Source organism: Pseudomonas sp. H2_D02 (assembly GCF_054677635.1).
Window position 1 is genome coordinate 5805806 of sequence record NZ_CP162816.1, and the last position, 24557, is coordinate 5830362.

The 24557-nt window shown below is 63.1% G+C and carries 19 protein-coding genes; 6 read left to right on the plus strand and 13 right to left on the minus strand.

The features are described from left to right. Positions 1–9: 9 nt before the first annotated feature. From AB4N42_RS26575 to AB4N42_RS26585, 3 genes are read right to left on the minus strand one after another with little or no spacing between them, the layout of a single operon-like run. Complete coding sequence (locus AB4N42_RS26575; protein WP_003205331.1) at positions 10–210, minus strand: DUF1656 domain-containing protein; 201 nt, start codon at positions 208–210, stop codon at positions 10–12. Then, the gene (locus AB4N42_RS26580) at positions 200–2380 is read right to left on the minus strand and encodes an FUSC family protein (protein ID WP_460115570.1); all 2181 of its coding nucleotides are present in this window, start codon (positions 2378–2380) and stop codon (positions 200–202) included. The genes AB4N42_RS26575 and AB4N42_RS26580 overlap by 11 nt, the downstream gene beginning before the upstream one ends. A 10-nt stretch (positions 2381–2390) precedes the next feature. Beyond that, positions 2391–3956 (minus strand): efflux transporter outer membrane subunit, encoded by a 1566-nt coding sequence (locus AB4N42_RS26585; protein ID WP_460115571.1) that lies wholly within the window; start codon positions 3954–3956, stop codon positions 2391–2393. Between the two features lie 325 nt (positions 3957–4281). Between AB4N42_RS26585 and AB4N42_RS26590 the strand changes: the two genes are divergently transcribed. Then, entirely contained in the window at positions 4282–5250 is a 969-nt protein-coding gene (locus tag AB4N42_RS26590) for a LysR family transcriptional regulator (protein ID WP_030139667.1), read from the plus strand. Positions 5251–5277: 27 nt separating this feature from the next. On the opposite strand, the gene AB4N42_RS26595 is transcribed toward AB4N42_RS26590, so the two are convergent. Beyond that, complete coding sequence (locus AB4N42_RS26595) at positions 5278–5535, minus strand: hypothetical protein (protein ID WP_030139668.1); 258 nt, start codon at positions 5533–5535, stop codon at positions 5278–5280. Between the two features lie 342 nt (positions 5536–5877). On the opposite strand from AB4N42_RS26595, the gene AB4N42_RS26600 reads away from it, so the two are divergent. From AB4N42_RS26600 to AB4N42_RS26620, 5 genes are all read left to right on the plus strand, one after another. Continuing rightward, entirely contained in the window at positions 5878–7035 is a 1158-nt protein-coding gene (locus AB4N42_RS26600) for an efflux RND transporter periplasmic adaptor subunit (protein ID WP_323154179.1), read from the plus strand. Continuing rightward, on the plus strand, positions 7032–10142 hold the full coding sequence (locus AB4N42_RS26605; RefSeq protein WP_460115572.1) for a multidrug efflux RND transporter permease subunit: 3111 nt from the start codon (positions 7032–7034) through the stop codon (positions 10140–10142). The genes AB4N42_RS26600 and AB4N42_RS26605 overlap by 4 nt, the downstream gene beginning before the upstream one ends. A gap of 9 nt (positions 10143–10151) precedes the next feature. Next, positions 10152–10826 carry a heavy metal response regulator transcription factor gene (locus tag AB4N42_RS26610; protein ID WP_030139690.1) on the plus strand — a complete coding sequence of 225 codons (675 nt, stop codon included), beginning with the start codon at positions 10152–10154 and terminating at the stop codon, positions 10824–10826. Further along, on the plus strand, positions 10813–12180 hold the full coding sequence (locus tag AB4N42_RS26615) for a heavy metal sensor histidine kinase (protein WP_198796647.1): 1368 nt from the start codon (positions 10813–10815) through the stop codon (positions 12178–12180). Before AB4N42_RS26610 ends, AB4N42_RS26615 begins: the two co-directional genes overlap by 14 nt. A gap of 145 nt (positions 12181–12325) precedes the next feature. Next, positions 12326–13822, plus strand: coding sequence for a GGDEF domain-containing protein (locus tag AB4N42_RS26620; RefSeq protein WP_030139672.1), 1497 nt, complete (start codon positions 12326–12328; stop codon positions 13820–13822). Positions 13823–14057: 235 nt separating this feature from the next. Here the strand turns inward: AB4N42_RS26620 and lpxC are convergent, their stop codons facing one another. The 9 genes from lpxC to murD form a co-directional block, all read right to left on the minus strand. Further along, positions 14058–14969: a UDP-3-O-acyl-N-acetylglucosamine deacetylase gene (gene lpxC, locus AB4N42_RS26625; protein ID WP_030139673.1), complete on the minus strand. Its 912-nt coding sequence runs from the start codon at positions 14967–14969 to the stop codon at positions 14058–14060. Between the two features lie 112 nt (positions 14970–15081). Then, the gene (ftsZ, locus tag AB4N42_RS26630) at positions 15082–16275 is read right to left on the minus strand and encodes a cell division protein FtsZ (protein WP_030139674.1); all 1194 of its coding nucleotides are present in this window, start codon (positions 16273–16275) and stop codon (positions 15082–15084) included. Between the two features lie 97 nt (positions 16276–16372). After that, positions 16373–17632 (minus strand): cell division protein FtsA, encoded by a 1260-nt coding sequence (ftsA, locus tag AB4N42_RS26635; RefSeq protein ID WP_003205342.1) that lies wholly within the window; start codon positions 17630–17632, stop codon positions 16373–16375. 15 nt (positions 17633–17647) lie between these two features. Then, complete coding sequence (locus tag AB4N42_RS26640; protein ID WP_030139675.1) at positions 17648–18514, minus strand: cell division protein FtsQ/DivIB; 867 nt, start codon at positions 18512–18514, stop codon at positions 17648–17650. 3 nt (positions 18515–18517) lie between these two features. Beyond that, a complete protein-coding gene (locus tag AB4N42_RS26645; RefSeq protein ID WP_030139676.1) occupies positions 18518–19483 on the minus strand; it encodes a D-alanine--D-alanine ligase in 966 nt (321 codons plus the stop codon). Next, positions 19480–20940 carry a UDP-N-acetylmuramate--L-alanine ligase gene (gene murC / locus AB4N42_RS26650; RefSeq protein ID WP_030139677.1) on the minus strand — a complete coding sequence of 487 codons (1461 nt, stop codon included), beginning with the start codon at positions 20938–20940 and terminating at the stop codon, positions 19480–19482. Before murC ends, AB4N42_RS26645 begins: the two co-directional genes overlap by 4 nt. After that, positions 20933–22003, minus strand: a complete 1071-nt coding sequence (gene murG, locus AB4N42_RS26655; RefSeq protein WP_030139678.1) for an undecaprenyldiphospho-muramoylpentapeptide beta-N-acetylglucosaminyltransferase — start codon at positions 22001–22003, stop codon at positions 20933–20935. Before murG ends, murC begins: the two co-directional genes overlap by 8 nt. Continuing rightward, the gene (gene ftsW, locus AB4N42_RS26660) at positions 21993–23210 is read right to left on the minus strand and encodes a putative lipid II flippase FtsW (protein ID WP_030139679.1); all 1218 of its coding nucleotides are present in this window, start codon (positions 23208–23210) and stop codon (positions 21993–21995) included. The genes murG and ftsW overlap by 11 nt, the downstream gene beginning before the upstream one ends. Continuing rightward, entirely contained in the window at positions 23207–24553 is a 1347-nt protein-coding gene (gene murD / locus AB4N42_RS26665) for a UDP-N-acetylmuramoyl-L-alanine--D-glutamate ligase (protein WP_030139680.1), read from the minus strand. The genes ftsW and murD overlap by 4 nt, the downstream gene beginning before the upstream one ends. Positions 24554–24557 lie beyond the last annotated feature (4 nt).

The following is a 24557-nucleotide window of genomic DNA, read 5'->3' on the forward strand; positions in this document are numbered from 1 at the left end:
GTGTCGATCTCAACGGTAGACCGTCAGCGCCAGTGCGCCGAACAGGCAGGTGAACAGGCTCAGGCGCAGCAGCGCCGGGTGCCAGAAAAAACGGTACAGGTCCAACCCCGAGAGGAAACGATCCAACGCCCAGGCCAGGCCGGCGGCGATGAAAAACATCAGGGTCATGGTGGGCATGTAAACGCCGTGGAAGGCGATTTCACGGGGCATGTTCAAGTTCCTGGGGAGGCGGCGTGGTGTAAGCCGCCAAGGGCGATTGCGGGTCAAGCAGCGAGGTGCGGATGAAGTGCAGGTAGCTTTTCACCCGACGCAGGGCCGAGGTATCGAAGTGCGGGGCGAAAGGCTCGTCAGTGGCCTGCACGCGGCCAATGGCGTGGTCCACCGCCACGAGTGCGCGCTCCAGATTGCTCTGGTTCGGTTGGCGGAACAGCCGCACCAGCGCGCGTCCCATCACTCGGATCGCCTGGCGCCATGGCTGGCTTTCGGCATAGGCCGGATGCACCGGCAGCGTCGCCTGCTCCTTGCGCAACTCGATGATCGCGTGGCCGATTTCCAGCACTACGAACATCCAGCGCAGCAAATTCCGTTGCACCCGGGGCTGCCCCGCCGCCAGCCCATAGGCCTGGTGCAGCAAGTCCCGGCTGCGGCTCTCGAAACCCGAGGCCAAGCCCTTGAGCTTGCCGCTGATGGCGAACACCACTTGTTCGCGCAGGTCCTGTTCGAGCCGGCGCCACATCCAGCGGCTGTTGGGCGGCAGGATGATCGCGCCAGCGGCGGCGCACACCAGCATGCCGAGGATCATTGCAATGTAATCGTTGATGAAGGTGTAGGGGTTGTAGACCGCCAGGTTGTCCGGCACGGAACCGGTGCTGAAAAAAATCAGCAGACCCAGCCCGACCCCGGCATGCTGCGGTCGAGAACTGAGAAACGAACCCAGCATGATCACCGGCGCCAGCATTACGCAGAGCAAGGGGAAACCGTCGATCAGGGGAAAGACGAAAAACATCTCGACGAAGCCGACCAATGCCCCGACCAATGTGCCGCAGGCCATCTGGAATGCCATGCGCTTGGGGTTCGGCGTAGCCGCGGATAGCCCGACGGTGGCGGCGGCGATCATCGTCATGGTCGCGCCGCTCGGCCAGGCCGTGGCGACCCAATAGCTGCCCAGCACCAGCAGGATGAAGGCTGCGCGAAAACCGGAAGCGGCGGCCGCCAGGCCGTTGGTCTGCGACACGAACGGCTCATCCCAACGTTCCCGTTCATGGCGATGCTCGGCCAGGGAAGCATGGGTCTGGGCGTAGCCATGCAGGTCCTCGACAAAGCGATACAGCAGCTCATAAGCGGTGTGGAAATCCAGTTGCTGCGCGTCACTGGGTTCCGTCTCCTGGAATTGCGCCCGCAATCGGCGCACCTGGGCCGGCAAGTCGGCCTTGTAATCAGCCAACGCCGCTGCCAGCCGTGCCGCATCGGCATCGGTCAAGGCCCTTGCGCTGAAGCCATCCAGCAGTTCGGCCAGGTTCTGCAATCCGGGCTTGATGGCGCTCACCACCGAGTCCGCCGCGCCGGTGCGCAACCGTTCGAGCAACTGGTGCAAGGCGTTGAAACGCGTGGTCAGGCTCATGAACTCGCTGTTCAAGCGACTGAGCCGACCGTTGCGCCGGCGCATGTGCGGGTCTTCGAACACGGTCACGCTGCGCAAGCCCTCCAGCCCTACCGCCTCGGCGATGAACCCCACGTTGCGCGCCTCGAATGCCTCCGGTTGGCTGCGCCCGCGCAAGCCATCGGTGACGAACAGGGCGAACACACCAAAGCGCTGGTAGAGCGCATTGCGCATGGCGGCACTGGCGGTTTGCGGCAGGATCGCGGCACTGACGGCGGTGGCACAGAGAATCCCCAGGGAAATTTCCAGCACCCGCCACACGGCCGCCATGAAGGCCCCTTCCGGATGGGCCAAGGCCGGAAGGCCGATCATCGCTGCGGTGTAGCCGGCCAGCACGAAACCATAGGCCCGGAAGTTGCGATAACGCGCCGCTCCCGCCGAACAGATGCCGACCCAGATCGCCAGGCAGCCGAGGAACAGCTCGGTGTTCTGGGCGAACAAGGCGATCAACGCAACCATCACCGCCGAGCCGGCCAAGGTGCCGAGCAAGCGATAAAAGCTCTTGGCGAAAACCTGGCCGCTCTGGGGTTGCATGACGATGAACACGGTGATCATCGCCGTACGCGGCTGGGGCAATTCCAGGCGCATCGCCAGCCACAACGTCAGGAACGCGGCCAGCAAGACCTTGAAGATATAGACCCAGGTCACGCCATCGCTGCGGGCCCAATCAAAGAAACCACGGCGCCATTCGAGGCGATACAGCCAGAGTAGATACGTCACGCAAGGATACTCAGCATCGTGGCGAGGGAGCTTGCTCCCGCTTGGGTGCGCAGCACCCACCTGAAGGGACTGCTGCGCAGTCCAGCGGGAGCAAGCTCCCTCGCCACGGGGCATGGCTCAAGTCAGCGGTATCGTTGCCAGCCTCCAGCCCGCCCCCCAACGCCGTCACGAGATCGGCATGGGCGCTCAGGCGCGCCGCTTCCACCTGTTGTTGCACCTGTTGTTGCTTGAACAACAGGCTCTGGGCGTTGAGCACATTGAGGTAGTCGGTCAGCCCGCGCTGGAAAGCTACCATTGCAATGTCATAGGTGCGCTGGGCAGCGGCGACGGACTCGGCGGCGAAAACCTGTTGTTTGTCCATCGACTCGCGGCGGATCAACTGGTCGGAAATGCTCTTGAGCGCGGTCACCAACGTCTGGTTGTAATGGGCCACGGCGATGTCGTAACCGGCGGCCGCCTCGCCCAACTGCGAACGCAGGCGCCCGCCATCGAAGATCGGCAGCGAGATCGCCGGGCCGACGTTGTAGGTGAGTTTCTTGCCGGTCAGGAACTCCAGCGCCCCGCCGCCGGTGGCCATGTAGCCCAGGCTGCCCACCAGGTCGACGTTGGGATAGAAACCGGCCCGGGCGACATCGATGCCCCGGGCCTGGGCCGCCACCTGCCAACGTCCGGCCACTACATCCGGGCGCTGGCCGAGCAGTTCGGCGGGCAACGCGGACGGCAATTTCAATGGGGTTCCCAACGCCAGGGTGGGACGTTGCAGGCCCGCGCCGTCGCCCGGCCCCTTGCCCGCCAGCGCAGCCAATTGGTTGCGGCTCAAGGCAATCGCTTCATCAAGGGCGTCGAGTTGACGATGGGTTTCGGGCAGCGGCGCCTGGGCCTGGCTGACCTCGAAGTGGGTGCCGATGCCACCGTCCAGGCGCTTCTGCGCCAGTTCGAGAATCTGCTCCTGTTGACGGAGCGTCGCGGCAACGATATCGCGCTGGGCGTAGTGCAGCGAAAACTGGATATAGGCGCGCACGATGTTGTTCTGCAATTCCAGCTGCGCCTGCCGCGCCTCGGCAGCGCTGACATGGGCCAGGTCGACAGCCTGCTCGCTGGCGTTGCGCTCGCGGCCCCACAGGTCCAGGGCGTAGCTCAGGCCCAGGCCGGCGTTGTTGTCCCAGGTGGTGGTATTGGCCAACTCGCCCGGGCCGTAGAACTGATCGGTCGGCCAGTTGTGGCGCTTGAGGGTTGCCTCGCCATTGATCTGCAACGACTCGGCCGCCTCGGCGACACCGGCCATGGCCCTGGCCTGCCGCACCCGGGCGGTGGCCATGGCCAGGCTCGGGCTGTCTTGCACGGCCTGCTCGATCCAGCGATCGAGTTGCGGATCGCCATAGGCTTTCCACCACTGGCGGCTCGGCCAATGGGCGTCGCGGGCGGCCTCGCGAATCGCTTCGTCGGTTGCCAATTGGTTGGGCGACAATGCCTCGCCTTGCGGTGCAATCCCCCCCGTGCCGATGCAACCGCTGATGGTCAACGTCAAAACCCAAACACTGAGAGTCTTCAGCTCTCTGCTGATGCAACGCGGCACTGGCGCTAAATTCCTGAAAAATAAAGGGCATGACGACGGTCTGCGGATGACGGCAAACCTGTGGGAGCGAGCTTGCTCGCGATGGCGTCCTGGCATTCACTTCACGTGTCGTCAGTGAAGGCCTCATCGCGAGCAAGCTCGCTCCCACAGGTTCTCTGAAGCCAGACCGATCCTGCAGTGGCAGCAATTCTAGGGACCGACCCCAACGGCGATAAGCCGACCTTTCTGCGAATCTTTGTTACCGTTAACGCGATAATCCATTAGTCGGGGTCCCGTAGCGCTGTAACTTCATGTCACAATTTGCCACCTTCCAAGAGAGCCCTCCATGGACACTTTGCAAAACATGCGCGCGTTCAGCTGTGTTGCCGAAGCCGGAAGCTTCACCGCTGCCGCCGCGCAGCTCGATACCACTACAGCCAATGTCTCGCGCGCGGTTTCCAACCTGGAAGCTCATCTGCAAACCCGCCTGCTCAACCGCACGACCCGGCGCATCGCCCTGACCGAGGCCGGCAAACGCTACCTGCTGCGTTGCGAACAGATCCTGGCGTATGTCGAAGAAGCGGAAGCCGAGGCCAGCGACGCCCACGCGCGCCCGGCCGGGCAGTTGAAGGTCCACACCATGACCGGCATCGGCCAGCACTTCGTCATCGACGCCATCGCCCGGTATCGCAAGACCCATCCGGACGTGACCTTCGACCTGACCCTGGCCAACCGTGTGCCGGACATCCTCGACGAGGGCTACGACGTTTCCATCGTGCTCGCCAGCGAATTGCCGGATTCAGGCTTCGTGTCCCAGCGCCTGGGGATCACCTACAGCATCGTCTGCGCATCGCCTGGCTATGTGAAAGCCAGCGGCTGCCCGCAGAAACCCAGCGACCTGCTCAACCACGCCTGCCTGCGCCTGGTCAGTCCGGTCATTCCGTTGGAGAAATGGGTGTTCGACGGCCCGGAAGGCCAGGAAATGGTCACCATCAACAGCTCACCGTTCCTGGTGAACTCCGCCGATGCGATGAAAACCGCGATCACCAGCGGCATGGGTGTGGGGGTGTTGCCGGTGTATGCCGCCATCGAAGGCTTGCGCAACGGCACGCTGGTGCGGGTCATGCCCAACTATCGCTCCCAGGAGCTGAACCTCTACGCCATCTACCCATCGCGCCAATACCTGGATGCGAAGATCAAGACGTGGGTCGAGTACCTGCGAGGCTCGTTGCCGGAAATCCTCGCGGCGCACCAGGCCGAACTGACGGCTTATGAATTGAGTGGAAGCCTGACCGGGGCACGGGTCGCGAACTGAATCCGCGACCGCGTACGGAGGACGATCTCAGCGCTTGCCCATCGAACGACGGGTACCGGGCGGCGCGGCACCCGGAGTCTTGGTGTGGCCGTTCTTCGCGCCGTTCTTGTACCAGGGCTGTTGCCCGGCACCTTTGGCCGCCGACAGTTCACCGGGCTTGAACGGGAACTTGAAGGCCGGGATCGCCGCCTTGCTGTCGTCGGCGTTGGCAACATCGCTGTCCGTCTGGCCAGACGATTCGCCGGGCAAGCGTTCGTCCGCGGGCGATGGTATTGGGGAAGTCATTTGAGTTATTCACTTGAGTGGGACAACAAACCGTGGCGAGGGAGCTTGCTCCCGCTGGGCTGCGAAGCGGGCCCATTTCTGTGAGCGCTTCGCACTCAAGCGGGAGCAAGCTCCCTCGCCACAATTGAGTATGCGTGGCTCGGTAACCGAGCCGCGAAACGCAGCAGTATACCTGCACGAAATCGCGGTGCCACGGAGCAGATGCAAGGGTGGAGTTCCGTCTGACGGAAAACCGGGACGAAACTGACAGCCCTGACAGCTAGCCGTCACCTTCCTGACCGCCTCGCAACGCTATATAAGACAGATAGAAATCCCACCGTCCCGAACCGGCTCTTCGCATCCATGCACATTCAGAAAAAAACGTTCCTGCTCGTCGCACTGTTGGTCGCCTTGGGGGCGCTGGTCCTGTGGTTCTCGATGAAGCCCGTCGCCACCAAACCCAGTGCTGCGAGCGCCGTACCGGTAAGAGTCGTGAGCGTGGTCGAAAAGGATGTGCCGCGCTTTGCCAGCGGCATCGGCACGGTACTGTCGCTGCACAGCGTGGTGATCCGTCCGCAGATCGACGGCATTCTCACCAAGCTGCTGGTCAAGGAAGGACAACTGGTCAAGAAGGGCGACCTGCTGGCAACCATCGACGACCGCTCCATCCGCGCCAGTCTCGACCAGGCCCGCGCCCAGCTCGGCGAGAGCCAGGCGCAGTTGGCCGTGGCCCAGGTCAATCTCAAGCGCTACAAGTTGCTGAGCGTCGATGACGGCGTATCCAAGCAGACCTACGACCAGCAACAGGCGCTGGTCAATCAGCTCAAGGCCACGGCCCAGGGCAACCAGGCGGCCATCGACTCTGCGCAGGTCCAGCTTTCTTATACCCAGATCCGCTCTTCGGTGACCGGTCGCGTCGGCATTCGCAACGTGGACGAAGGCAACTTCTTGCGTGCCAGCGATGCCGAAGGCTTGTTCACCGTGACCCAGATCGACCCGATCGCGGTGGAATTCTCGTTGCCGCAACAGATGCTGCCGACGCTGCAGCGCCTGATCGCCGCCCCTGACCAGGCCCTGGTCAAGGCCTACATCGGTGCCGACGGCGCCACCGGGGAACTGCTGGGCGAAGGGCGCCTCAGTCTCATCGACAACCAGATCAACACCAACACCGGAACCCTGCGCGCCAAGGCCGAATTCAACAACGCCGCCCAACGACTGTGGCCGGGACAACTGGTGACACTGAAGATCCAGACTGCGATCGACAAGGGTGCGCTGGTGGTACCGCCGACCGTGGTCCAGCGCGGGTTGGAGCAACACTTCGTGTACCGGGTCCAGGGCGACAAGGTGGAAAGCGTGCCGGTGGAAATGGTGTACCAGGACAGCGGCATGCACATCATCAAAGGCGTCAACGCCGGTGACCAGTTGGTGAGCGACGGCCAGTCACGCCTCAAGCCTGGCGCCAGCATCCAGATACTTGGAGATCCGCCCGCCCTCGCCAAGACCGGGCAGGCACAGCCATGAAGGGCCGCGGTTCGATATCGGCGTGGTGCATCAATCACCCCATCGCCACGGTGCTGCTGACGTTCGCCCTGGTGCTGCTGGGGTTGATCGCCTTTCCGCGGCTGCCTGTCGCGCCGTTGCCCGAGGCGGAATTCCCGACCATCCAGGTCAATGCGCAGTTGCCCGGTGCCAGCCCCGAAACCATGGCGTCGTCGGTGGCAACCCCGCTGGAAGTCCAGTTCAGCGCCATCCCCGGCATCACCCAGATGACTTCCAGCAGTGCATTGGGCTCGACCAACCTGATCCTGCAATTCAGCCTCGACAAGAGCATCGACACCGCCGCCCAGGAAGTGCAGGCGGCCATCAACACCGCCGCCGGCAAGTTGCCCAATGACATGCCGAACCTGCCGACCTGGCGCAAGGTCAACCCGGCCGACAGCCCGGTACTGATCCTCAGCATCAGCTCCGACCTGATGCCAGGCACCGAATTGAGTGATTACGTCGAGACCCTGCTCGCCCGCCAGATCAGCCAGATCGATGGCGTCGGGCAAATCTACATCACCGGCCAGCAGCGCCCGGCGATCCGAGTCCAGGCGTCTGCCGACCGACTCGCGGCGATCGGCCTGACCCTGGCCGATATTCGTCTGTCACTCCAGCAGGCCAGCCTCAACCTCGCCAAGGGCGCGCTCTACGGTGAGTCGAGCATTTCAACGCTGTCCACCAACGACCAATTGTTCAAGCCCGAGGAGTACGGTGAGCTGATCGTGTCCTACCGGGACGGCGCGCCGGTTCATCTCAAGGACATCGCCAAGGTCGTCAACGGTTCGGAAAACGCCTACGTCCAGGCGTGGTCCGATGATCAACCCGGCGTCAACCTGGTCATCTTCCGCCAACCGGGCGCGAACATCGTCGAGACCGTCGATCGCGTCCAGGCCGCCCTGCCCACCCTGGAGGCCATGCTGCCCGCGGCGATACAAGTCAAGGTGATGATCGATCGCACCCAGACCATCCGCGCCTCGTTGCATGAAGTGGAAATCACCCTGCTGATTGCGGTGTTGCTGGTGGTGGCGGTGATGGCGCTGTTCCTGCGCCAGCTCTCGGCGACGCTGATTGTCTCGGCGGTGCTGGGCGTGTCGTTGACCGCCAGTTTCGCCCTGATGTACGTGATGGGATTCAGCCTGAACAACCTGACCCTGGTGGCGATCGTCATCTCGGTGGGGTTCGTGGTGGACGACGCCATCGTGGTGGTGGAGAACATCCACCGGCACCTGGAGGCTGGCGATGGCATGCGCGAGGCGGCCATCAAGGGCGCCGGGGAAATCGGCTTCACCGTGGTGTCCATCAGCTTCTCGCTGGTGGCGGCGTTCATTCCGCTCTTGTTCATGGGCGGCGTGGTCGGACGGTTGTTCAAGGAATTCGCGCTGACTGCCACCTCGACGATCCTGATTTCGGTGGTGGTGTCCCTGACGCTGGCGCCGACCCTGGCCGCGCTGTTCATGCGCGCACCGAAACACCATGCCCACGCTCGTCCAGGTTTCGGCGAGCGCCTGCTGGGCGGCTATGAGCGAGGCCTGCGGCGGGCCCTCGCTCACCAGAAGCTGATGATCAGCGCGTTCGGCCTGACCCTGGCGCTTGCCGTGGTGGGCTACGTGTTCATTCCCAAGGGGTTCTTCCCGGTACAGGACACCGGCCTGGTGCTGGGCACCAGCGAAGCCGCCGCCGACGTGTCGTTCCCGGACATTGTGGCCAAGCACAAGGCCCTGGCCGAGATCGTCGCCGCCGATCCGGCGGTGCAGACCTTCTCCCATTCCGTCGGCGTCTCGGGCAACAACCAGACCATCGCCAATGGCCGCTTCTGGATCGCCCTGAAGCCCCGGGGCGAGCGTGATGTATCAGCCAGCGGCTTCATCGATCGGATCCGCCCGAAATTGCAGAAGATCCCCGGTGTCGTGCTGTACCTGCGGGCCGGGCAGGATATCAACCTCAGCTCCGGCCCCAGCCGCGCCCAATACCAGTACGTGCTCAAGAGCAATGACGGGCCGACCCTCAATGCCTGGACGCAGAAACTCACCGACAAGCTGCGCAGCATTCCGGCGTTTCGTGACATTTCCAACGACCTGCAACTGGGCGGCAGCATCACCCACATCAACATCGACCGCAGCGCAGCAGCCCGCTTCGGCCTCACCGCCACCGACGTCGACCAGGCCCTGTATGACGCGTTCGGCCAGCGGCAGATCAACGAATTCCAGACCGAGACCAACCAGTACAACGTGATTCTCGAGCTCGACACCCAACAGCGTGGCAAGGCCGAGAGCCTGGCGTATTTCTACCTGCGCTCGCCGCTGAGCGGGGAAATGGTGCCGCTCTCGGCTCTGGCCCGCTTCGATGCGCCGACCAACGGCCCGCTGTCGATTGCCCATGACGGCATGTTCCCGGCCGCCAACCTGTCGTTCAACCTGGCCCCAGGCGTGGCGTTGGGGGATGCGGTGCGCCTGCTCGACCAGGCCAAGAACGAAATCGGCATGCCCGCCGCCATCACCGGCAGTTTCCAGGGCGCGGCCCAGGCGTTCCAGAGTTCGCTGAAGAGCCAGCCCTGGCTGATCCTCGCCGCATTGGTGGCGGTGTACATCATCCTCGGCGTGCTCTACGAGAGTTTCGTGCACCCGCTAACCATCATTTCCACCCTGCCCTCGGCCGGCCTTGGCGCCCTGATCATGCTCTGGCTGCTGGGCCAGGATTTCTCGATCATGGCGTTGATCGGCCTGGTGCTGCTGATCGGGATCGTCAAGAAAAACGGCATCCTGATGATCGATTTCGCCATCGATGCCCAGCGCAACGGTGGCCTGGCGCCTCAGGAGGCAATATTCCAGGCCTGCCTGACCCGGTTCCGCCCGATCATCATGACCACCCTCGCCGCCCTGCTCGGCGCGCTGCCGCTGATGCTCGGCTACGGCCCCGGCGCCGAACTGCGCCAGCCGTTGGGCATCGCGGTCGTGGGCGGCCTGCTGGTCAGCCAGGCGCTGACCTTGTTCACCACACCGGTCATATACTTGTGGCTGGAGCGACTGTTCCATCGACACGCCCTTCAGCCCGGCCCCGCGCCGGCGGCGCTGGCGAATGCAGACTGAGGCCGGGCCATGCGTATCCTGATCATCGAAGACGAAGAAAAAACCGCGGACTACCTGCACCGCGGCCTCACCGAACAGGGTTACATCGTGGACGTGGCGCCCGACGGCGTCGAGGGACTGCACCTGGCCCTGGAAAATGACTACGCGGTGATCGTGCTCGACGTCATGCTGCCGGGCCTGGACGGTTTTGGCGTGTTGCGTGCCTTGCGCGCCCGCAAGCAGACGCCGGTCATCATGCTCACCGCCCGCGAACGGGTCGAAGACCGCATCAAGGGCCTGCGCGACGGTGCCGACGATTACCTGGGCAAGCCATTTTCCTTCCTCGAACTGGTGGCGCGCCTGCAAGCCCTGACCCGCCGCAGCAGCGGTCACGAACCGGTGCAGGTCAGCATTGCCGACCTGTGGATCGACCTGATCAGCCGCAAGGCCACCCGGGCCGGGCAGCGCCTGGACCTGACCGCCAAAGAGTTCTCGCTGCTCAGCGTCCTGGCCCGCCGCCAGGGCGAAATCCTGTCGAAGACGGCCATTGCCGAAATGGTCTGGGACATCAATTTCGACAGCGACGCCAACGTCGTCGAGGTGGCGATCAAGCGCCTGCGGGCCAAGCTGGACGGGCCCTTCGAGCACAAGCTCCTGCACACCATCCGAGGGATGGGGTACGTGCTGGAGAATCGAGGTGAGTAACAGCATTGCGCTGCGCCTGAGCGGCATGTTCACCCTGGTGGCGGCGCTGGTGTTCCTGCTGATTGGCGGCGCCTTGTACCAGCAGGTCGAAAAAGGCCTGGGCCTGTTGCCGGAAGCGGAACTCGATGCCCGCTACAGCGTGCTCGAATCCACCGTGGGTCGTTATGGCACGTCCGAACACTGGGTGAAGATCAACAACAAGCTGCGGTTGCTGGGCGAAGAAGACAAGCGCATCCATTTCTGGATCGTCAGCGGCGACCCGCGCTTTGAATACGGCAACCCCGATCCGCAGGTTCGCACCGTTGCCCAAGGCCCGTTGGGCAAGCGCGACCTGACGTTGCCTGATCGGCACTTTCCGATGAAAGTCCTGGTGAGCCAGTTCCCGGCCAAGGACCAACGCCCGCCCCTGCGCTTCATCATCGGCATCGACACCGAGACCTTCTATCAGACCCAGCATCATTTATTGGTGGCGCTGGTGAGCCTGGCCTGCATCGGTGTGTTGCTGGCATCGCTGCTGGGTTATTGGGTCGCGCGCATCGGTCTCAAGCCGCTCATCAAGCTGTCCGACGAAGCCCAACGCCTGGCCCCGCCTCGCCTTTCCGGGCGCTTGCGAATCTCGCCATTGCCGCCGGAACTCAGCCAGTTCGTCAATTCGTTCAATGCGACCCTCGATCGGGTCGAACAGGCGTACTCCCGGCTCGAATCGTTCAACGCCGACGTGGCCCATGAGCTTCGCTCCCCATTGACCAACCTGATTGGCCAGACCCAGGTGGCGCTGACCCGTGGGCGTTCGGCGGAGCATTACTTCGAAGTGCTGCAATCGAACCTCGAGGAGCTGGAGCGGCTGCGCTCCATCATCAACGATATGCTGTTCCTCGCCAGCGCGGACCAGGGCAGCAAGGCCACCAAGCTGACCACGACGTCCCTCGCCGACGAAGTGGCAACCACCCTCGACTACCTGGATTTCATCCTGGAGGACGCCCAGGTCGAGGTTCACGTCAGCGGCGATGCCCAAGCCACCATCGAAATCGCCCACCTGCGCCGAGCCCTGATCAACCTGCTCAGCAACGCGGTCCAGCACACCGCGCCCGGCCAGGTGATCGACGTGCGCATCGAAGCCGTTGGCGACCAGATCACCCTCGGCGTCACCAACCCCGGCGAACCGATCGCCGGCGAACACTTGCCGCGACTGTTCGAACGCTTCTATCGGGTGGATGCATCACGCAGCAACAGCGGCGCCAACCACGGATTAGGGCTCGCCATCGTCAAGGCGATCGCGTTGATGCATGGCGGCGATGTATTCGTGCGCAGCGACTGCGGCGCAAACACCTTCGGAATCCGTTTGCCGGCTTGAAATAAGCCACGATGTGGATTGCTCAATTCCAGTGTCCCGAGCACAATCTTGCAAAAGGCCAGTATTGTCTCTGCCGGTCATCGGCAGTTGTAGATGAGCAGCCTATGGGAAGGATCCCAGCCACATGACAATGCAGATCGGAACCATGAGCGCGAGCAGTGCAACACCCGGCAATATCCCGTTTTCGATACGTTCGGAACGGGTTCTCGTTCTGGCCAGCTCGCTGGTTGTCATTGCCATCCTGAGTATCGTGACGTTCCTGCTGATCCGTGAACACGCCAGCGCCGAGCAGGCTGCAACGCGTGCGGCAAGCAATATCGTGCAACTGATCGACGCCGATGTGCTGCGCAACGTAGAACTCTACGATGTTTCATTGCAGGGCCTGATTGCCGCGGCAAAACGCCAGGACCTCAAAGACGTTTCGCCAACGATCCGCCACCTCGCCCTGTTCGATCGCGCCACCGCAGCGCCCTATAAAGGCGACATCCTTCTGCTCGACAAACGCGGCGATGTGATTGCTGACTCGGCCTCTGTCGAGCCCCGCACAGGCAACTACGCCGAACGGGAATATTTCCAGTCACATCTCCAGGATCCAAGCCCGAGCATGATGATCAGTCCCCCGTTCCGGGCTCGAAGCGAGCCGCATGACTGGCGCATCAGCTTCAGCTACCGCCTGGATGACGACCGGGGCGAGTTCATGGGCGTGGCCGAGGCCGCGATGCGCCTGAGCTATTTCAGCCAACTGTTCAAAAGCCTGAACATCGGTCGCGGCGGCACGGTCAACCTGGTCAGCGGCGACGGAACGCTGCTGGCCCAGGAGCCGCCCTTGGCTGACGACATGATCGGCAAGAATTTCAGCAATCGACCGAACTTCGTGCGCATCCTGCGCGAAGGCAACGGCAGCTTCTCCGGCGTATCCAGCGTCGATCAGACACAGCGCCTGTATACCTTTTCCCGGGTCGGTAACTTGCCGCTGATCGTCGTGGTCGCGCTCTCATCCCAAGAAGTCTTCGCATCGTGGCAACGTACGGCGCTCCTGATCAGTGGCGCCACGGTCGCGCTGTGCATCAGCCTGCTCTGGCTCACCTGGTTGCTGCGCCGTGAGCTGCGACGCCGCCACAGCGCCGAGCGGGAGCTGGCAAAATTGGCGTCCGTCGATTCCCTTACCGGCCTGGCCAATCGCCGAACGCTGGACGAAACGTTGCATCAGGAATGGCAGCGTGCCCAACGTTCGGGCCAACCGCTGTCTGTGCTGATGATCGACGCGGATCACTTCAAGGCGTTCAACGATCGCCATGGTCATCAACAGGGCGACGAAGCCCTGCGAACCTTGGCCCAGTTGATCGGCCAACATGTCCGACGCCCTGCCGACCTGGCGGCGCGCTATGGCGGGGAAGAATTCTCGGTGGTGCTGCCAGAGACCACCACCGCCGGCGCCTTCACCATGGCCCAGAACATTCGCGACGCGGTAGAGCAGTTGCTACCTGTCGTCGAGGGTGAAGCGCCCATGACGGTGAGTATCGGTATTGCCACTTGGCTGAACGGGCCATACGGGGAACTGCAACAACTCTTGCTTGCTGCGGACAAGGCGCTGTACCAGGCCAAGGCCAGTGGACGCAATCGTGTGGTTTGTGCGATGTAAAGACCGAGGTGCGTTCTCCGTGGCGAGGGAGCTTGCTCCCGCTGGGCCGCGAAGCGGCCCCAAAAAACAGTAGTACACTCGCCCTGGAACGCCGCATTGCCAGCTTAAGGACTGCTCCGCAGTCCAGCGGGAGCAAGCTCCCTCGCCACAAAAAACTCCACTCAAACTTTTAAAAGCCGGCCATAAAAAAAGGCCACCCGAAGGCAGCCTTTAAAAAACTAGAGAGGTTTTTTGCTTACACGGCCGCGACAGGGCGCATGTAAGAGATTGGTGCGGTGCTGGCGTCTTCGAACGTCACGACTTCCCAAGCATCTTTCTGCTCAATCAACTTGCGCAGCAGCTGGTTGTTCAGTGCATGGCCGGACTTGAAGCCCTTGAACTCACCAATCAGGCTGTTGCCCAGCAGGTAGAGGTCGCCAATCGCATCGAGGATCTTGTGCTTGACGAATTCGTCTTCATAACGAAGGCCGTCTTCGTTCAACACGCCATCGGAATCGACCACGATCGCGTTTTCAACACTGCCGCCGAGTGCGAGGTTGTGCTTGCGCAGGTACTCGATGTCACTCATGAAGCCAAAGGTACGGGCGCGGCTGACTTCTTTTACGAACGAAGTGCTGGAAAAATCCACGCTTGCACTCTGGGTGCGGTCACGGAAAACCGGGTGATCGAAATCGATCTCGAAGCTCACCTTGAAACCTTCGAAAGGGACGAAAGTGGCGCGCTTGTCGCCGTCTTCCACTGTCACTTCCCGCAGGATGCGGATGAACTTCTTGGCCGCGTCCTGTTCTTCCAGGCCAGCCGATTGAATCAGGAATACGAAAGGTCCGGCGCTGCCATCCATGATCGGGACTTCGGACGCGGAGAGCTCGACGTAGGCGTTATCGATGCCCAGGCCAGCCATGGCCGAGAGCAGATGCTCCACCGTGTCCACTTTGGTGTCACCGTTGACCAGCGTGGTCGACATAGTGGTTTCACCAACGTTTTCCGCGCGAGCAGGAATCTGCACCACAGGGTCGAGGTCGGCACGACAAAACACGATGCCGGTATCGACAGGCGCTGGCTTGAGGGTCAGGTAGACCTTCTCGCCGGAGTGCAGGCCGACACCTGTGGCACGGATAATATTCTTCAGGGTGCGTTGTTTAATCATGGCATGGGCCGCTTCAGCGCAAATTGCGAACTGGTATCAACAAAGGCTGGCGATGATAGCAGACCAGACCTTTGCTGAACACCAATCACCCGTATACCCCTGATACATTCCATCAATCGGCCTGGCGACGCAGGAATGCCGGGATGTCCAGGTAATCCAGATCATCTTGCGGATTCATCTTCGCGGCAGTCGCAGCGCCGGCCTGGGCCTGGTTGCGCATGACGGTCGGGCGGTCCAGATCACGGTAGTTCACCGCTGGCGCTTCCTGACGAGCGGCCGGTTGCTGTTGTGGCTGGGAGGCCATGGCAGTCTGGACGGTGTTGTCGATCACCTTCATCGGCTTCTCGATTTTCGCGCCCAGGCCAGTGGCAACCACGGTCACGTGCAACTCGTCACGCATGTCCGGATCGATCACGGTGCCGACCTTGACCATCGCGTGGTCGGAAGCGAACGCCTCGATGATGCTACCGACGTCGGAGTATTCGCCCAGGGACAAATCCGGACCGGCGGTGATGTTCACCAGGATGCCACGGGCGCCCTGCAGGTTCACATCTTCCAGCAACGGGTTGCGGATGGCCGCTTCGGTCGCTTCGCGCGCACGGTTCGGACCGCTGGCGCAGCCAGTGCCCATCATCGCCATGCCCATTTCGGACATCACGGTGCGGACGTCGGCGAAGTCGACGTTGATCATGCCAGGACGCTTGATGATGTCGGAGATACCGCGAACGGCACCGGCCAGTACATCGTCAGCCTTGGCGAAAGCCGACAGCAGGCTGGCGTCTTTGCCCAGGATGGTCAGCAGCTTCTCGTTGGGGATGGTGATCAACGAATCGACGCTTTCGCTCAGCGCGCGGATGCCTTCGTCGGCGATCTGCATACGCTTGCGGCCTTCGAACGGGAACGGACGGGTCACCACCGCAACGGTGAGGATGCCCATTTCCTTGGCCACTTCGGCAATGATCGGTGCTGCACCGGTACCGGTACCGCCGCCCATGCCAGTGGTGATGAACACCATGTTGGTGCCGGCCAGGACTTCAGCGATGCGCTCGCGGTCTTCCAGGGCAGCCTGACGGCCGACCTCAGGATTCGCGCCGGCACCCAGGCCCTTGGTCACGCCGGTACCCAGTTGGAGGATGGTCCGCGCGCCGATGTTTTTCAGCGCTTGAGCATCGGTGTTGGCGCAGATGAACTCGACGCCTTCGATGTTGCTCTTGACCATGTGGTTGACAGCGTTGCCGCCGCCACCGCCGACACCGATTACTTTGATAACCGGGCTAGCGGGGATGTTGTCTACGAGTTCGAACATGTTCCCTCTCCTTACATTCTCTAGTTTTTTTCGCCTACTGCGTTTGTTGCCGTCTTGCACGCCGAGCCTGAAACCCGGCGCTTGAAGCTTGAATCAGTCAGAAATTGCCTTTCACCCAAGCCTGCAGCCGCTCGAACAACGGTGCCTTCGGCTCGTCGCTGCTGTAGCTGTCGCGGCTGCCTATCCCCGAGAACGAGATCCCGTCGGACTGCTTTTGCAGGCCATACATCAACAGGCCCACGCCGGTGGAATAGATCGGGTTGCGCACCACGTCATCCAGGCCCTTGACGCCATGGGGCACGCCCAGGCGCACCGGCATGTGGAAAATCTCTTCGGCCAGCTCGACCGCGCCTTCCATCTTCGACGTACCGCCGGTCAGCACGATGCCGGCCGGGATCAGGTCTTCGTAGCCGCTGCGACGCAGTTCGGCCTGGATCAGCGTGAACAGCTCGTCGTAGCGCGGCTCGACCACTTCGGCCAGGGCCTGGCGCGACAGTTCGCGCGGTGGACGGTCGCCGACGCTTGGCACCTTGATGGTTTCGCCGGCACCGGCCAGCTTCGCCAGGGCGCAGGCATAGCGGATCTTGATTTCCTCGGCGTACTGGGTCGGGGTGCGCAACGCCATGGCGATGTCGTTGGTCACCTGGTCGCCGGCAATCGGGATCACGGCCGTGTGGCGAATCGCGCCTTCGGTGAAGATCGCGATGTCGGTGGTGCCGCCGCCAATGTCCACCAGGCACACGCCCAGCTCTTTCTCGTCGTCGGTCAGCACCGAGTAGGCCGAGGCCAATTGCTCGAGGATGATGTCGTCGATTTCCAGGCCGCAGCGGCGCACGCATTTCTCGATGTTCTGCGCAGCGTTCACCGCACAGGTGACCACGTGGACCTTGGCTTCCAGGCGCACGCCGGACATGCCCAGGGGCTCGCGCACGCCTTCCTGGTTATCGATCACGTAGTCCTGCGGCAGGGTGTGCAGCACACGCTGGTCAGCCGGGATCGCCACGGCCTGGGCCGCGTCGAGCACGCGTTCGAGGTCGGCGGAGCTGACTTCGCGATCACGAATCGCCACGATGCCGTGGGAGTTCAGGCTGCGGATGTGATTGCCCGCGACGCCGACGAACGCCGAGTGGATCCGGCAACCGGCCATCAGCTGCGCCTCTTCGATGGCGCGCTGGATCGATTGCACGGTGGACTCGATGTTCACCACCACGCCCTTCTTCAAGCCGCGGGACGGGTGTGTACCGATCCCGACGATGACCAGCGTGCCGTCGTCCGCGACTTCGCCTACCAGCGCCACCACCTTGGAAGTGCCGATATCAAGACCGACGATCATTTTTCCGCTTTGCACGTTTGCCATGGGTCCAGCCTCTTCTTAATTCTTCGCGACGGCGGGTACGGCCGTCGTCGGCGCTACAGGTTCCCGCCAGCCAACAGCGAGGCCGTTGGCGTAGCGCAGGTCGATGCGCGCAATGTTCGTAATCTGTTCTTTGAGCGTCTTGTCATAGATGGCAATGAAGCGGCGCATCTTTTCCACCAGGTTGCCGCGCCCGAGCAACAGCTCGATGCCCGGCCCCGAGCTGCCCGCGCCAGTGGTCAGGAACCAACTGCCGCGCTCACGCAGTTCCAGGCGCGCGATGGAGAAGCCCAATGGCCGCAACATCTGGCTCAACACCTGGTATTGCTGCATCACTTGCTGCTGGGCCCGTTGTGGACCGAACAGTTGTGGCAAATGTTCATAATTGGCCAGTTCCCGTGGCGTAAACGCCTGGCCCTGGTTGTTCAAAAGCGACTCGTCGCCCCAACGGGCCACCGGCAATTGCTCTTCCAGGCGGATCGACACCTGGTCAGGCCACACCCGCCGGACTTCGGCATGGGCGATCCAGGGCATCTGCTCCAGCTCCGTGCGCATGCCCGCCAGGTCGATGGTGAAGAAGCTCGACGCGACGAACGGGGCGATCCGTTGCTGCACCGCCTGCTGGCTGATGTAGCTCAGGTCGCCCTGGACGTTGATCCGGGCGATCGGCCGATCGGCGTAAGGCAGCAGCCGTTGGGCGCCTTCGTAGGTACCGAACCCCAACGCCACCAGCAGCACCGGCCAGAACAGGCTCTTGAGAAAACCAAAATTGGCTTTCGGCAAGCGCGCCGACATCGGCTCCTTGGCCACCATTCGGCTGGCACCCCGCGGCACCGGCTTGCGGCCGGGTGCGGAGGGCTGATGACGAAGCGATGCGCCTTGCATGGCTTAACCTCTTGGCTCTTGTTTGCCGACACTGGCGGCGAGAATCGACAGCACCAGCTGCTGGAAATCAAGGCCGGCGGCGCGGGCCGCCATCGGCACCAGGCTGTGATCGGTCATGCCGGGGGCGGTGTTGACTTCCAGGAACCAGAACTGCCCATCGGCGTCCTGCATCACGTCTGCCCGGCCCCAACCGGCAATACCCAGCGCCTCACAGGCCTTGGCCGTGAGGTCCATCAGTTGTTTTTCCTTGGCAGCATCCAGCCCGCAGGGAATGCGGTACTGGGTGTCATTGGCGATGTACTTGGCGTCGTAGTCGTAGAACGTGTGAGGCGTGCCCAGCGCGATCGGGGGCAACACCTGGTCACGCAGGGTGGCGATGGTGAACTCGGGACCGGTGATCCATTGCTCGACCAACACTTGCGAATCGTAGGAACTGGCGTCCTTCCAGGCTGCGGTCAACTCAGGCAGCGAATTCACTTTCGCCATGCCGATACTGGAACCTTCATGGGCCGGTTTGACGATCAAAGGGAAGCCCAGTTCCGTCGCCGCCGAAATACAATCGGCCTCGGACGCCAGCACGGCGTGACGCGGCGTCGGGATGCCGAGACTGTGCCAGACCTGCTTGGTGCGCAGCTTGTCCATCGCCAGGGCCGACGCGAGGATGCCGCTGCCGGTGTAGGGAATGCCCAGGCATTCGAGCAGGCCTTGCATGCTGCCGTCTTCGCCGCCGCGACCGTGAAGAATGATGAAGGCGCGGTCGATCTTTTCGCTCAGCAGGCGCTGCAGAAAGTCATCGCCCACGTCGATCCCGAAGGCGTCGACACCAGCGCTTTGCAAGGCTTGCAGCACGGCGTTGCCGGACTTGAGGGACACCTCGCGCTCGGCGCTCTTGCCGCCGAACAGCACGGCAACGCGGCCGAAGGCTTTCGGCTCGAGGGTCGAGACCAGGTTGGCGTAGGCAGCAGTCATTTCAGTTTCCCCTCGCTGGAGGCCACGATGGCGCCGGCGAATAACGGACTATTCAACAGTTTCGGGGCCAGGCCACCGATATCGCCAGCGCCCTGGCACAGCAGGATGTCGCCGGCGCGCAGCAGCGGCTTGACCAGTGGCGCGAGGTCCACGCCGCGGTCGATGTAGATCGGGTCCAATTGGCCGCGTTGGCGAATGCTGTGGCACAGCTGGCGGCTGTCGGCGCCGGGGATCGGCTCTTCGCCGGCCGGGTAGACTTCCATCAACAGCAGCACGTTGGCGTCGGCCAGGACCTGGACGAAATCGTCATACAGGTCGCGGGTGCGGCTGTAGCGGTGCGGCTGGTAGACCATCACCAGGCGGCGCTCCGGCCAACCGCCACGCACGGCCTTGATCACCGCCGCGACTTCGGTCGGGTGGTGACCGTAATCGTCGACCAGCATCACGTTGCCGCCGTCCACCGGCAGTTCGCCGTAGACCTGGAAGCGCCGGCCCACGCCCTGGAACCCGGACAGGCCCTGGACGATCGCTTCATCACTGACGCCTTCGTCGGTGGCGATGCAGATGGTCGCCAGTGCGTTGAGCACGTTGTGGTTGCCGGGCATGTTCACCGACACGTCCAACGGCTCGCGATCAGGACGCAGCACGGTGAAGTAGGTCTGCATGCCCTGCTGGCGCACATTGATTGCGCGAACGTCGGCGTCTTCGCCAAAGCCGTAGGTCACGGTCGGACGCTTGACCAGCGGCAGGATTTCACGCACCACCGGGTCGTCCAGGCACACCACCGCCAGACCGTAGAACGGCAGGTTGTGCAGGAACTCGACGAAGGTTTTCTTCAGTTTGTTGAAGTCGCCGTCGTAGGTCGCCATGTGGTCGGCGTCGATGTTGGTAACGACGGCGACCAGCGGTTGCAGGTGCAAGAAACTCGCATCGCTCTCGTCGGCTTCGGCGATCAGGTAGCGACTGGTGCCCAGCTGGGCATTGGTGCCAGCAGCATTCAGGCGACCACCGATCACGAACGTCGGGTCCAGGCCACCGGCCGCGAACACCGAAGCGATCAGGCTGGTGGTGGTGGTCTTGCCGTGGGTACCGGCGACGGCGATGCCGTGGCGATAGCGCATCAGTTCGGCCAGCATTTCGGCACGCGGCACTACGGGAATGCGGCGTTCCAGGGCAGTGGCGACTTCCGGGTTGGAGGTGTTCACGGCGCTGGACACCACCAGCACGTCGGCGTTGGCGGCGTTCTCGGCGCGGTGGCCGATGAAAATCTGCGCGCCAAAGGACTCCAGGCGCTCAGTCACCGGGGAAGCCTTCAGGTCGGAGCCCGAGACCTGGTAACCCAGGTTCAGCAACACCTCGGCGATCCCGCACATGCCCACGCCGCCGATCCCGACGAAGTGGATGCGACGGATGCGGCGCATTTCCGGTTGCGGCATGGCTTTGCGATTCTCAACCATGGGCCACCTCCAGGCAGCTATCGACCACTTGGGCGGTGGCATCGGGTTTGGCCAGGCGGCGCGCGGCGCGGGCCATGTCTTCGAGTGTTTGCGGCTGCATCAGGACCTCTGTCAGGCGCGCAGCAAGATCCGCGGCGCCAGTCGTTCTTTGTGGCATCAGGAAGGCAGCGCCTTCACGGGCCAAATAATCGGCGTTGCGAGTCTGGTGATCGTCGATGGCGTGGGGCAAAGGCACCAGCATCGAGGGCAGACCGGCGGCAGCCAGTTCACTGATGGTCAGCGCGCCTGCGCGGCAGATCACCAGGTCGGCCCAGCCATAGGCCTGGGCCATGTCTTTGATGAAAGGCTGCACTTGCGCCTCGACGCCTGCGGCGCGGTAGCGCTCGGCGGTCACTTCATCGTGATTTTTGCCAGCCTGGTGAAACACTTCCGGGCGCAGTTCGGGAACGACCTGCGACAGGGCTTCGGGCAGCAATTTGTTCAACGGTTCTGCCCCCAGGCTTCCGCCCAGGACCAGCAAACGCGCCTTGCGTCCGGCCAGGGCCGGGCGCGGTGTATCGAGGAACAGCTCGGTGCGCACCGGATTCCCGGTGGTGCGACGGCTGCCCGACAGGGTAAAGGTGTCGGGAAAGGCTTCACAGACCCGAGCGGCCAACGGCACCAGTAACCGATTGGCGGTACCGGCCACGGCGTTCTGCTCGTGGACGATCACCGGCACACCGGCCAGTTTTGCCGCAACGCCACCCGGACCGGTCACATAGCCACCGAAGCCGACGACGCACACCGGCCGCAGCCGACGAATGATCGCCCGCGCCTGCCAGATCGACTTGAGCAACATCAGCGGCGCCTTGAGCAGCGACAGCTTGCCTTTGCCTCGCAAACCGCTGGCATCGATCCGGTGCAGCTCCAGGCCAGCGGCCGGCACCAGTTCATTCTCGATGCCCCGTGGCGTACCCAGCCAGTGCACGGTGTAGCCGCGCGCCTGGAATTCCCGGGCACAAGCCAGCGCCGGGAACACATGTCCACCGGTACCGCCGGCCATGATCAGCACGTTAGCGCCCATGAGTCGGCTCCTCGGCGAAGTCGCTCTCCTGGAATTCCATCTCTTCGCTGCCCAGGTGGGTGCGACTCTCCCATTCGATGCGCAACAACAGGCCGAGACAGGCACAGCAGATCACCAGGGAGCTGCCGCCATAACTGAGGAACGGCAGCGTCAGGCCCTTGGTCGGCAAGAGGCCGACGTTCACGCCGATGTTGATCAGGAACTGGCCGATCCACAGGAACGACAGGCCATACGCCACATAGGCGGCAAAGAACTGCTTGGCCTTCTCGGCCCACAAGCCGATGTACATGCCGCGTACGCAAACGAATACGAACAGGGCGACGGTGCACAGGGAACCCACCACGCCCAGCTCTTCGGCCAAGACCGAGAATACGAAGTCGGTATGCGCTTCCGGCAGGTAGAACTGCTTCTGCACGCTGTTGCCCAGGCCCACACCCAGCCATTCGCCACGACCGAAGGCGATCAGCGCCTGGGTCAATTGATAGCCGGAACCGAACTGGTCGGCCCACGGATCGGTAAAAGTAATCAGGCGCGCCATCCGATACGGTTGCGCCTGCACCAGCACCGTCACCGCCGCCACCGCCAGCGCCACCATCAGGATGAAGCGGAACAGCCCCACGCCACCGAGGAACAGCATGGCCGCCGCCGCGCCCATCATCACCACCGTGGCGCCGAAGTCCGGCTCCATCAGCAGCAAGCCCGCCATCGGCAGCAACACGATGAACGGCTTGAAGAAGCCCATCCAGCTCTCGCGCACTTCCTTCTGGCGACGCACCAGGTAACCGGCCAGGAAAATCACCACGAAGACCTTGGCGATTTCCGAAGGCTGAACGTTGAAGAAGCTGAAGCCGATCCAGCGCATCGAGCCGTTGACCTCGCGGCCAATGCCCGGCACCAGCACCATGACCAACAGGCCAAAGGCACCGAGCAGCATCATCCAGCCCAGGCGTTGCCAGGTGGCGATCGGCACCATCATGGTGACGACGCAGGCACCCAGGCCGATCACCAGGTAAATCAGGTGACGGATCATGTGGTAAAGCGTGTTGCCCGACTGCACGGCAGCCACTTCCGACGAGGCGGAGGTGATCATGACCAGGCCGAGGCCGAGCAAGGCCAGGCAACCGGCGAGCATCGGGAAATCCAGGTCGATGCCGCGCCCGGTGATCAACGGCGACGGATACGGCTTGATGATGTTCATCAGGCTCATGCCAAGTCCTCCGCGGCCCGGGCGAACAATTGCCCGCGCTCTTCGTAGTTCTTGAACATGTCGAAACTGGCGCAGGCCGGCGACAACAGGACAGCATCGCCGGGTTGTGCGAGGGCACGGCATTGCTGCACGGCTTCGTCCAGCGAAGCGACGCGCACCAGCGGCACGGCATCGCCGATTGCAGCAGCGATCAGCTCGCGGTCGCGGCCCATCAGCACCACGGCACGGCAGTTTGCGGCCACCGGATCGCGCAGGTCCTTGAAGTCGGCGCCCTTGCCGTCGCCACCGGCGATCAGCACGAGCTTGCCGTCGATGTCCGCGCCCAGGCCTTCGATGGCCGCCAGCGCGGCACCGACGTTGGTGGCCTTGGAATCGTTGTACCAGGCCACGCCATCAAGATCGCGCACCCACTGGCAGCGATGTTCGAGCCCGGCGAAGTTGCGCAGGGCCGAGAGCATGGCGTCGAACGGCAAGCCGACCGCATGCCCCAGGGCCAGCGCCGCCAGGGCGTTGGCCTGGTTGTGAGCGCCACGAACCTTCAGTTCGCGCACCGGCATCAGGTTCTGGAACTCGAAGGCGAGGTATTTTTCGCCGTTCTCTTCGCGCAGTCCGAAGCCTTTGAAATCAGGGACACCGAGGCCGAAGGTCCAGCACGGCAGGCCTTCGCCCATTAGCGGACGGGTCAACGCATCCTGGCGGTTGAACACCACTTGGCGGGCGCCGCGGAAGATCCGGTGCTTGGCCAGGTGATAAGCCGGCAGGCCGCTGTAGCGGTCCATGTGGTCTTCGCTGATGTTGAGCACGGTCGCCACTTCGGCGCCGAGATGGTCGGTGGTTTCAAGCTGGAAGCTGGACAGCTCCATGACGTACAACTCGATATCGTCATTGAGCAAGTCCAGCGCCGGCGTGCCCAGGTTGCCGCCCACGGCGACACGCTTGCCGGCGGCGGCAGCCATTTCGCCGACCAGGGTGGTCACGGTGCTCTTCGCGTTGGAGCCGGTGATGGCGATGATCGGTGCCTTGGCGTTGCGCGCAAACAGCTCGATGTCGCCGGACATCTTCACGCCACGGGCGGCCGCAGCCTGCAAGGCCGGGGTCGCCAGCGCCAGGCCGGGGCTCACGTAGAGTTCGTCGGCGCGGCACAGGAACTCGACGTCCAATTCGCCACAACGCACATCCACCTGCGGATAGTCACGGCGCAGCGTGGCCAGCTCAGGCGGATTTTCCCGCGTATCGGCCACGGCAAACGACACGCCCCGGCTCGCCAGGAAGCGAACCAGGGACATGCCGCTCTTGCCGAGGCCGACAACGATGCGGAAGTGGTCAGAAGCGATCAGGGACACTCGT

Bases quoted from the DNA above. Each gene is read 5' to 3' on its own strand.
- AB4N42_RS26575 (WP_003205331.1), bottom strand. From the start codon at position 210: ATGCCCCGTGAAATCGCCTTCCACGGCGTTTACATGCCCACCATGACC.
- AB4N42_RS26590 (WP_030139667.1), top strand. From the start codon at position 4,282: ATGGACACTTTGCAAAACATGCGCGCGTTCAGCTGTGTTGCCGAAGCC.
- AB4N42_RS26595 (WP_030139668.1), bottom strand. From the start codon at position 5,535: ATGACTTCCCCAATACCATCGCCCGCGGACGAACGCTTGCCCGGCGAA.
- AB4N42_RS26600 (WP_323154179.1), top strand. From the start codon at position 5,878: ATGCACATTCAGAAAAAAACGTTCCTGCTCGTCGCACTGTTGGTCGCC.
- AB4N42_RS26605 (WP_460115572.1), top strand. From the start codon at position 7,032: ATGAAGGGCCGCGGTTCGATATCGGCGTGGTGCATCAATCACCCCATC.
- AB4N42_RS26610 (WP_030139690.1), top strand. From the start codon at position 10,152: ATGCGTATCCTGATCATCGAAGACGAAGAAAAAACCGCGGACTACCTG.
- AB4N42_RS26620 (WP_030139672.1), top strand. From the start codon at position 12,326: ATGAGCGCGAGCAGTGCAACACCCGGCAATATCCCGTTTTCGATACGT.
- lpxC (WP_030139673.1), bottom strand. From the start codon at position 14,969: ATGATTAAACAACGCACCCTGAAGAATATTATCCGTGCCACAGGTGTC.
- ftsZ (WP_030139674.1), bottom strand. From the start codon at position 16,275: ATGTTCGAACTCGTAGACAACATCCCCGCTAGCCCGGTTATCAAAGTA.
- ftsA (WP_003205342.1), bottom strand. From the start codon at position 17,632: ATGGCAAACGTGCAAAGCGGAAAAATGATCGTCGGTCTTGATATCGGC.
- AB4N42_RS26640 (WP_030139675.1), bottom strand. From the start codon at position 18,514: ATGCAAGGCGCATCGCTTCGTCATCAGCCCTCCGCACCCGGCCGCAAG.
- AB4N42_RS26645 (WP_030139676.1), bottom strand. From the start codon at position 19,483: ATGACTGCTGCCTACGCCAACCTGGTCTCGACCCTCGAGCCGAAAGCC.
- murC (WP_030139677.1), bottom strand. From the start codon at position 20,940: ATGGTTGAGAATCGCAAAGCCATGCCGCAACCGGAAATGCGCCGCATC.
- murG (WP_030139678.1), bottom strand. From the start codon at position 22,003: ATGGGCGCTAACGTGCTGATCATGGCCGGCGGTACCGGTGGACATGTG.
- ftsW (WP_030139679.1), bottom strand. From the start codon at position 23,210: ATGAGCCTGATGAACATCATCAAGCCGTATCCGTCGCCGTTGATCACC.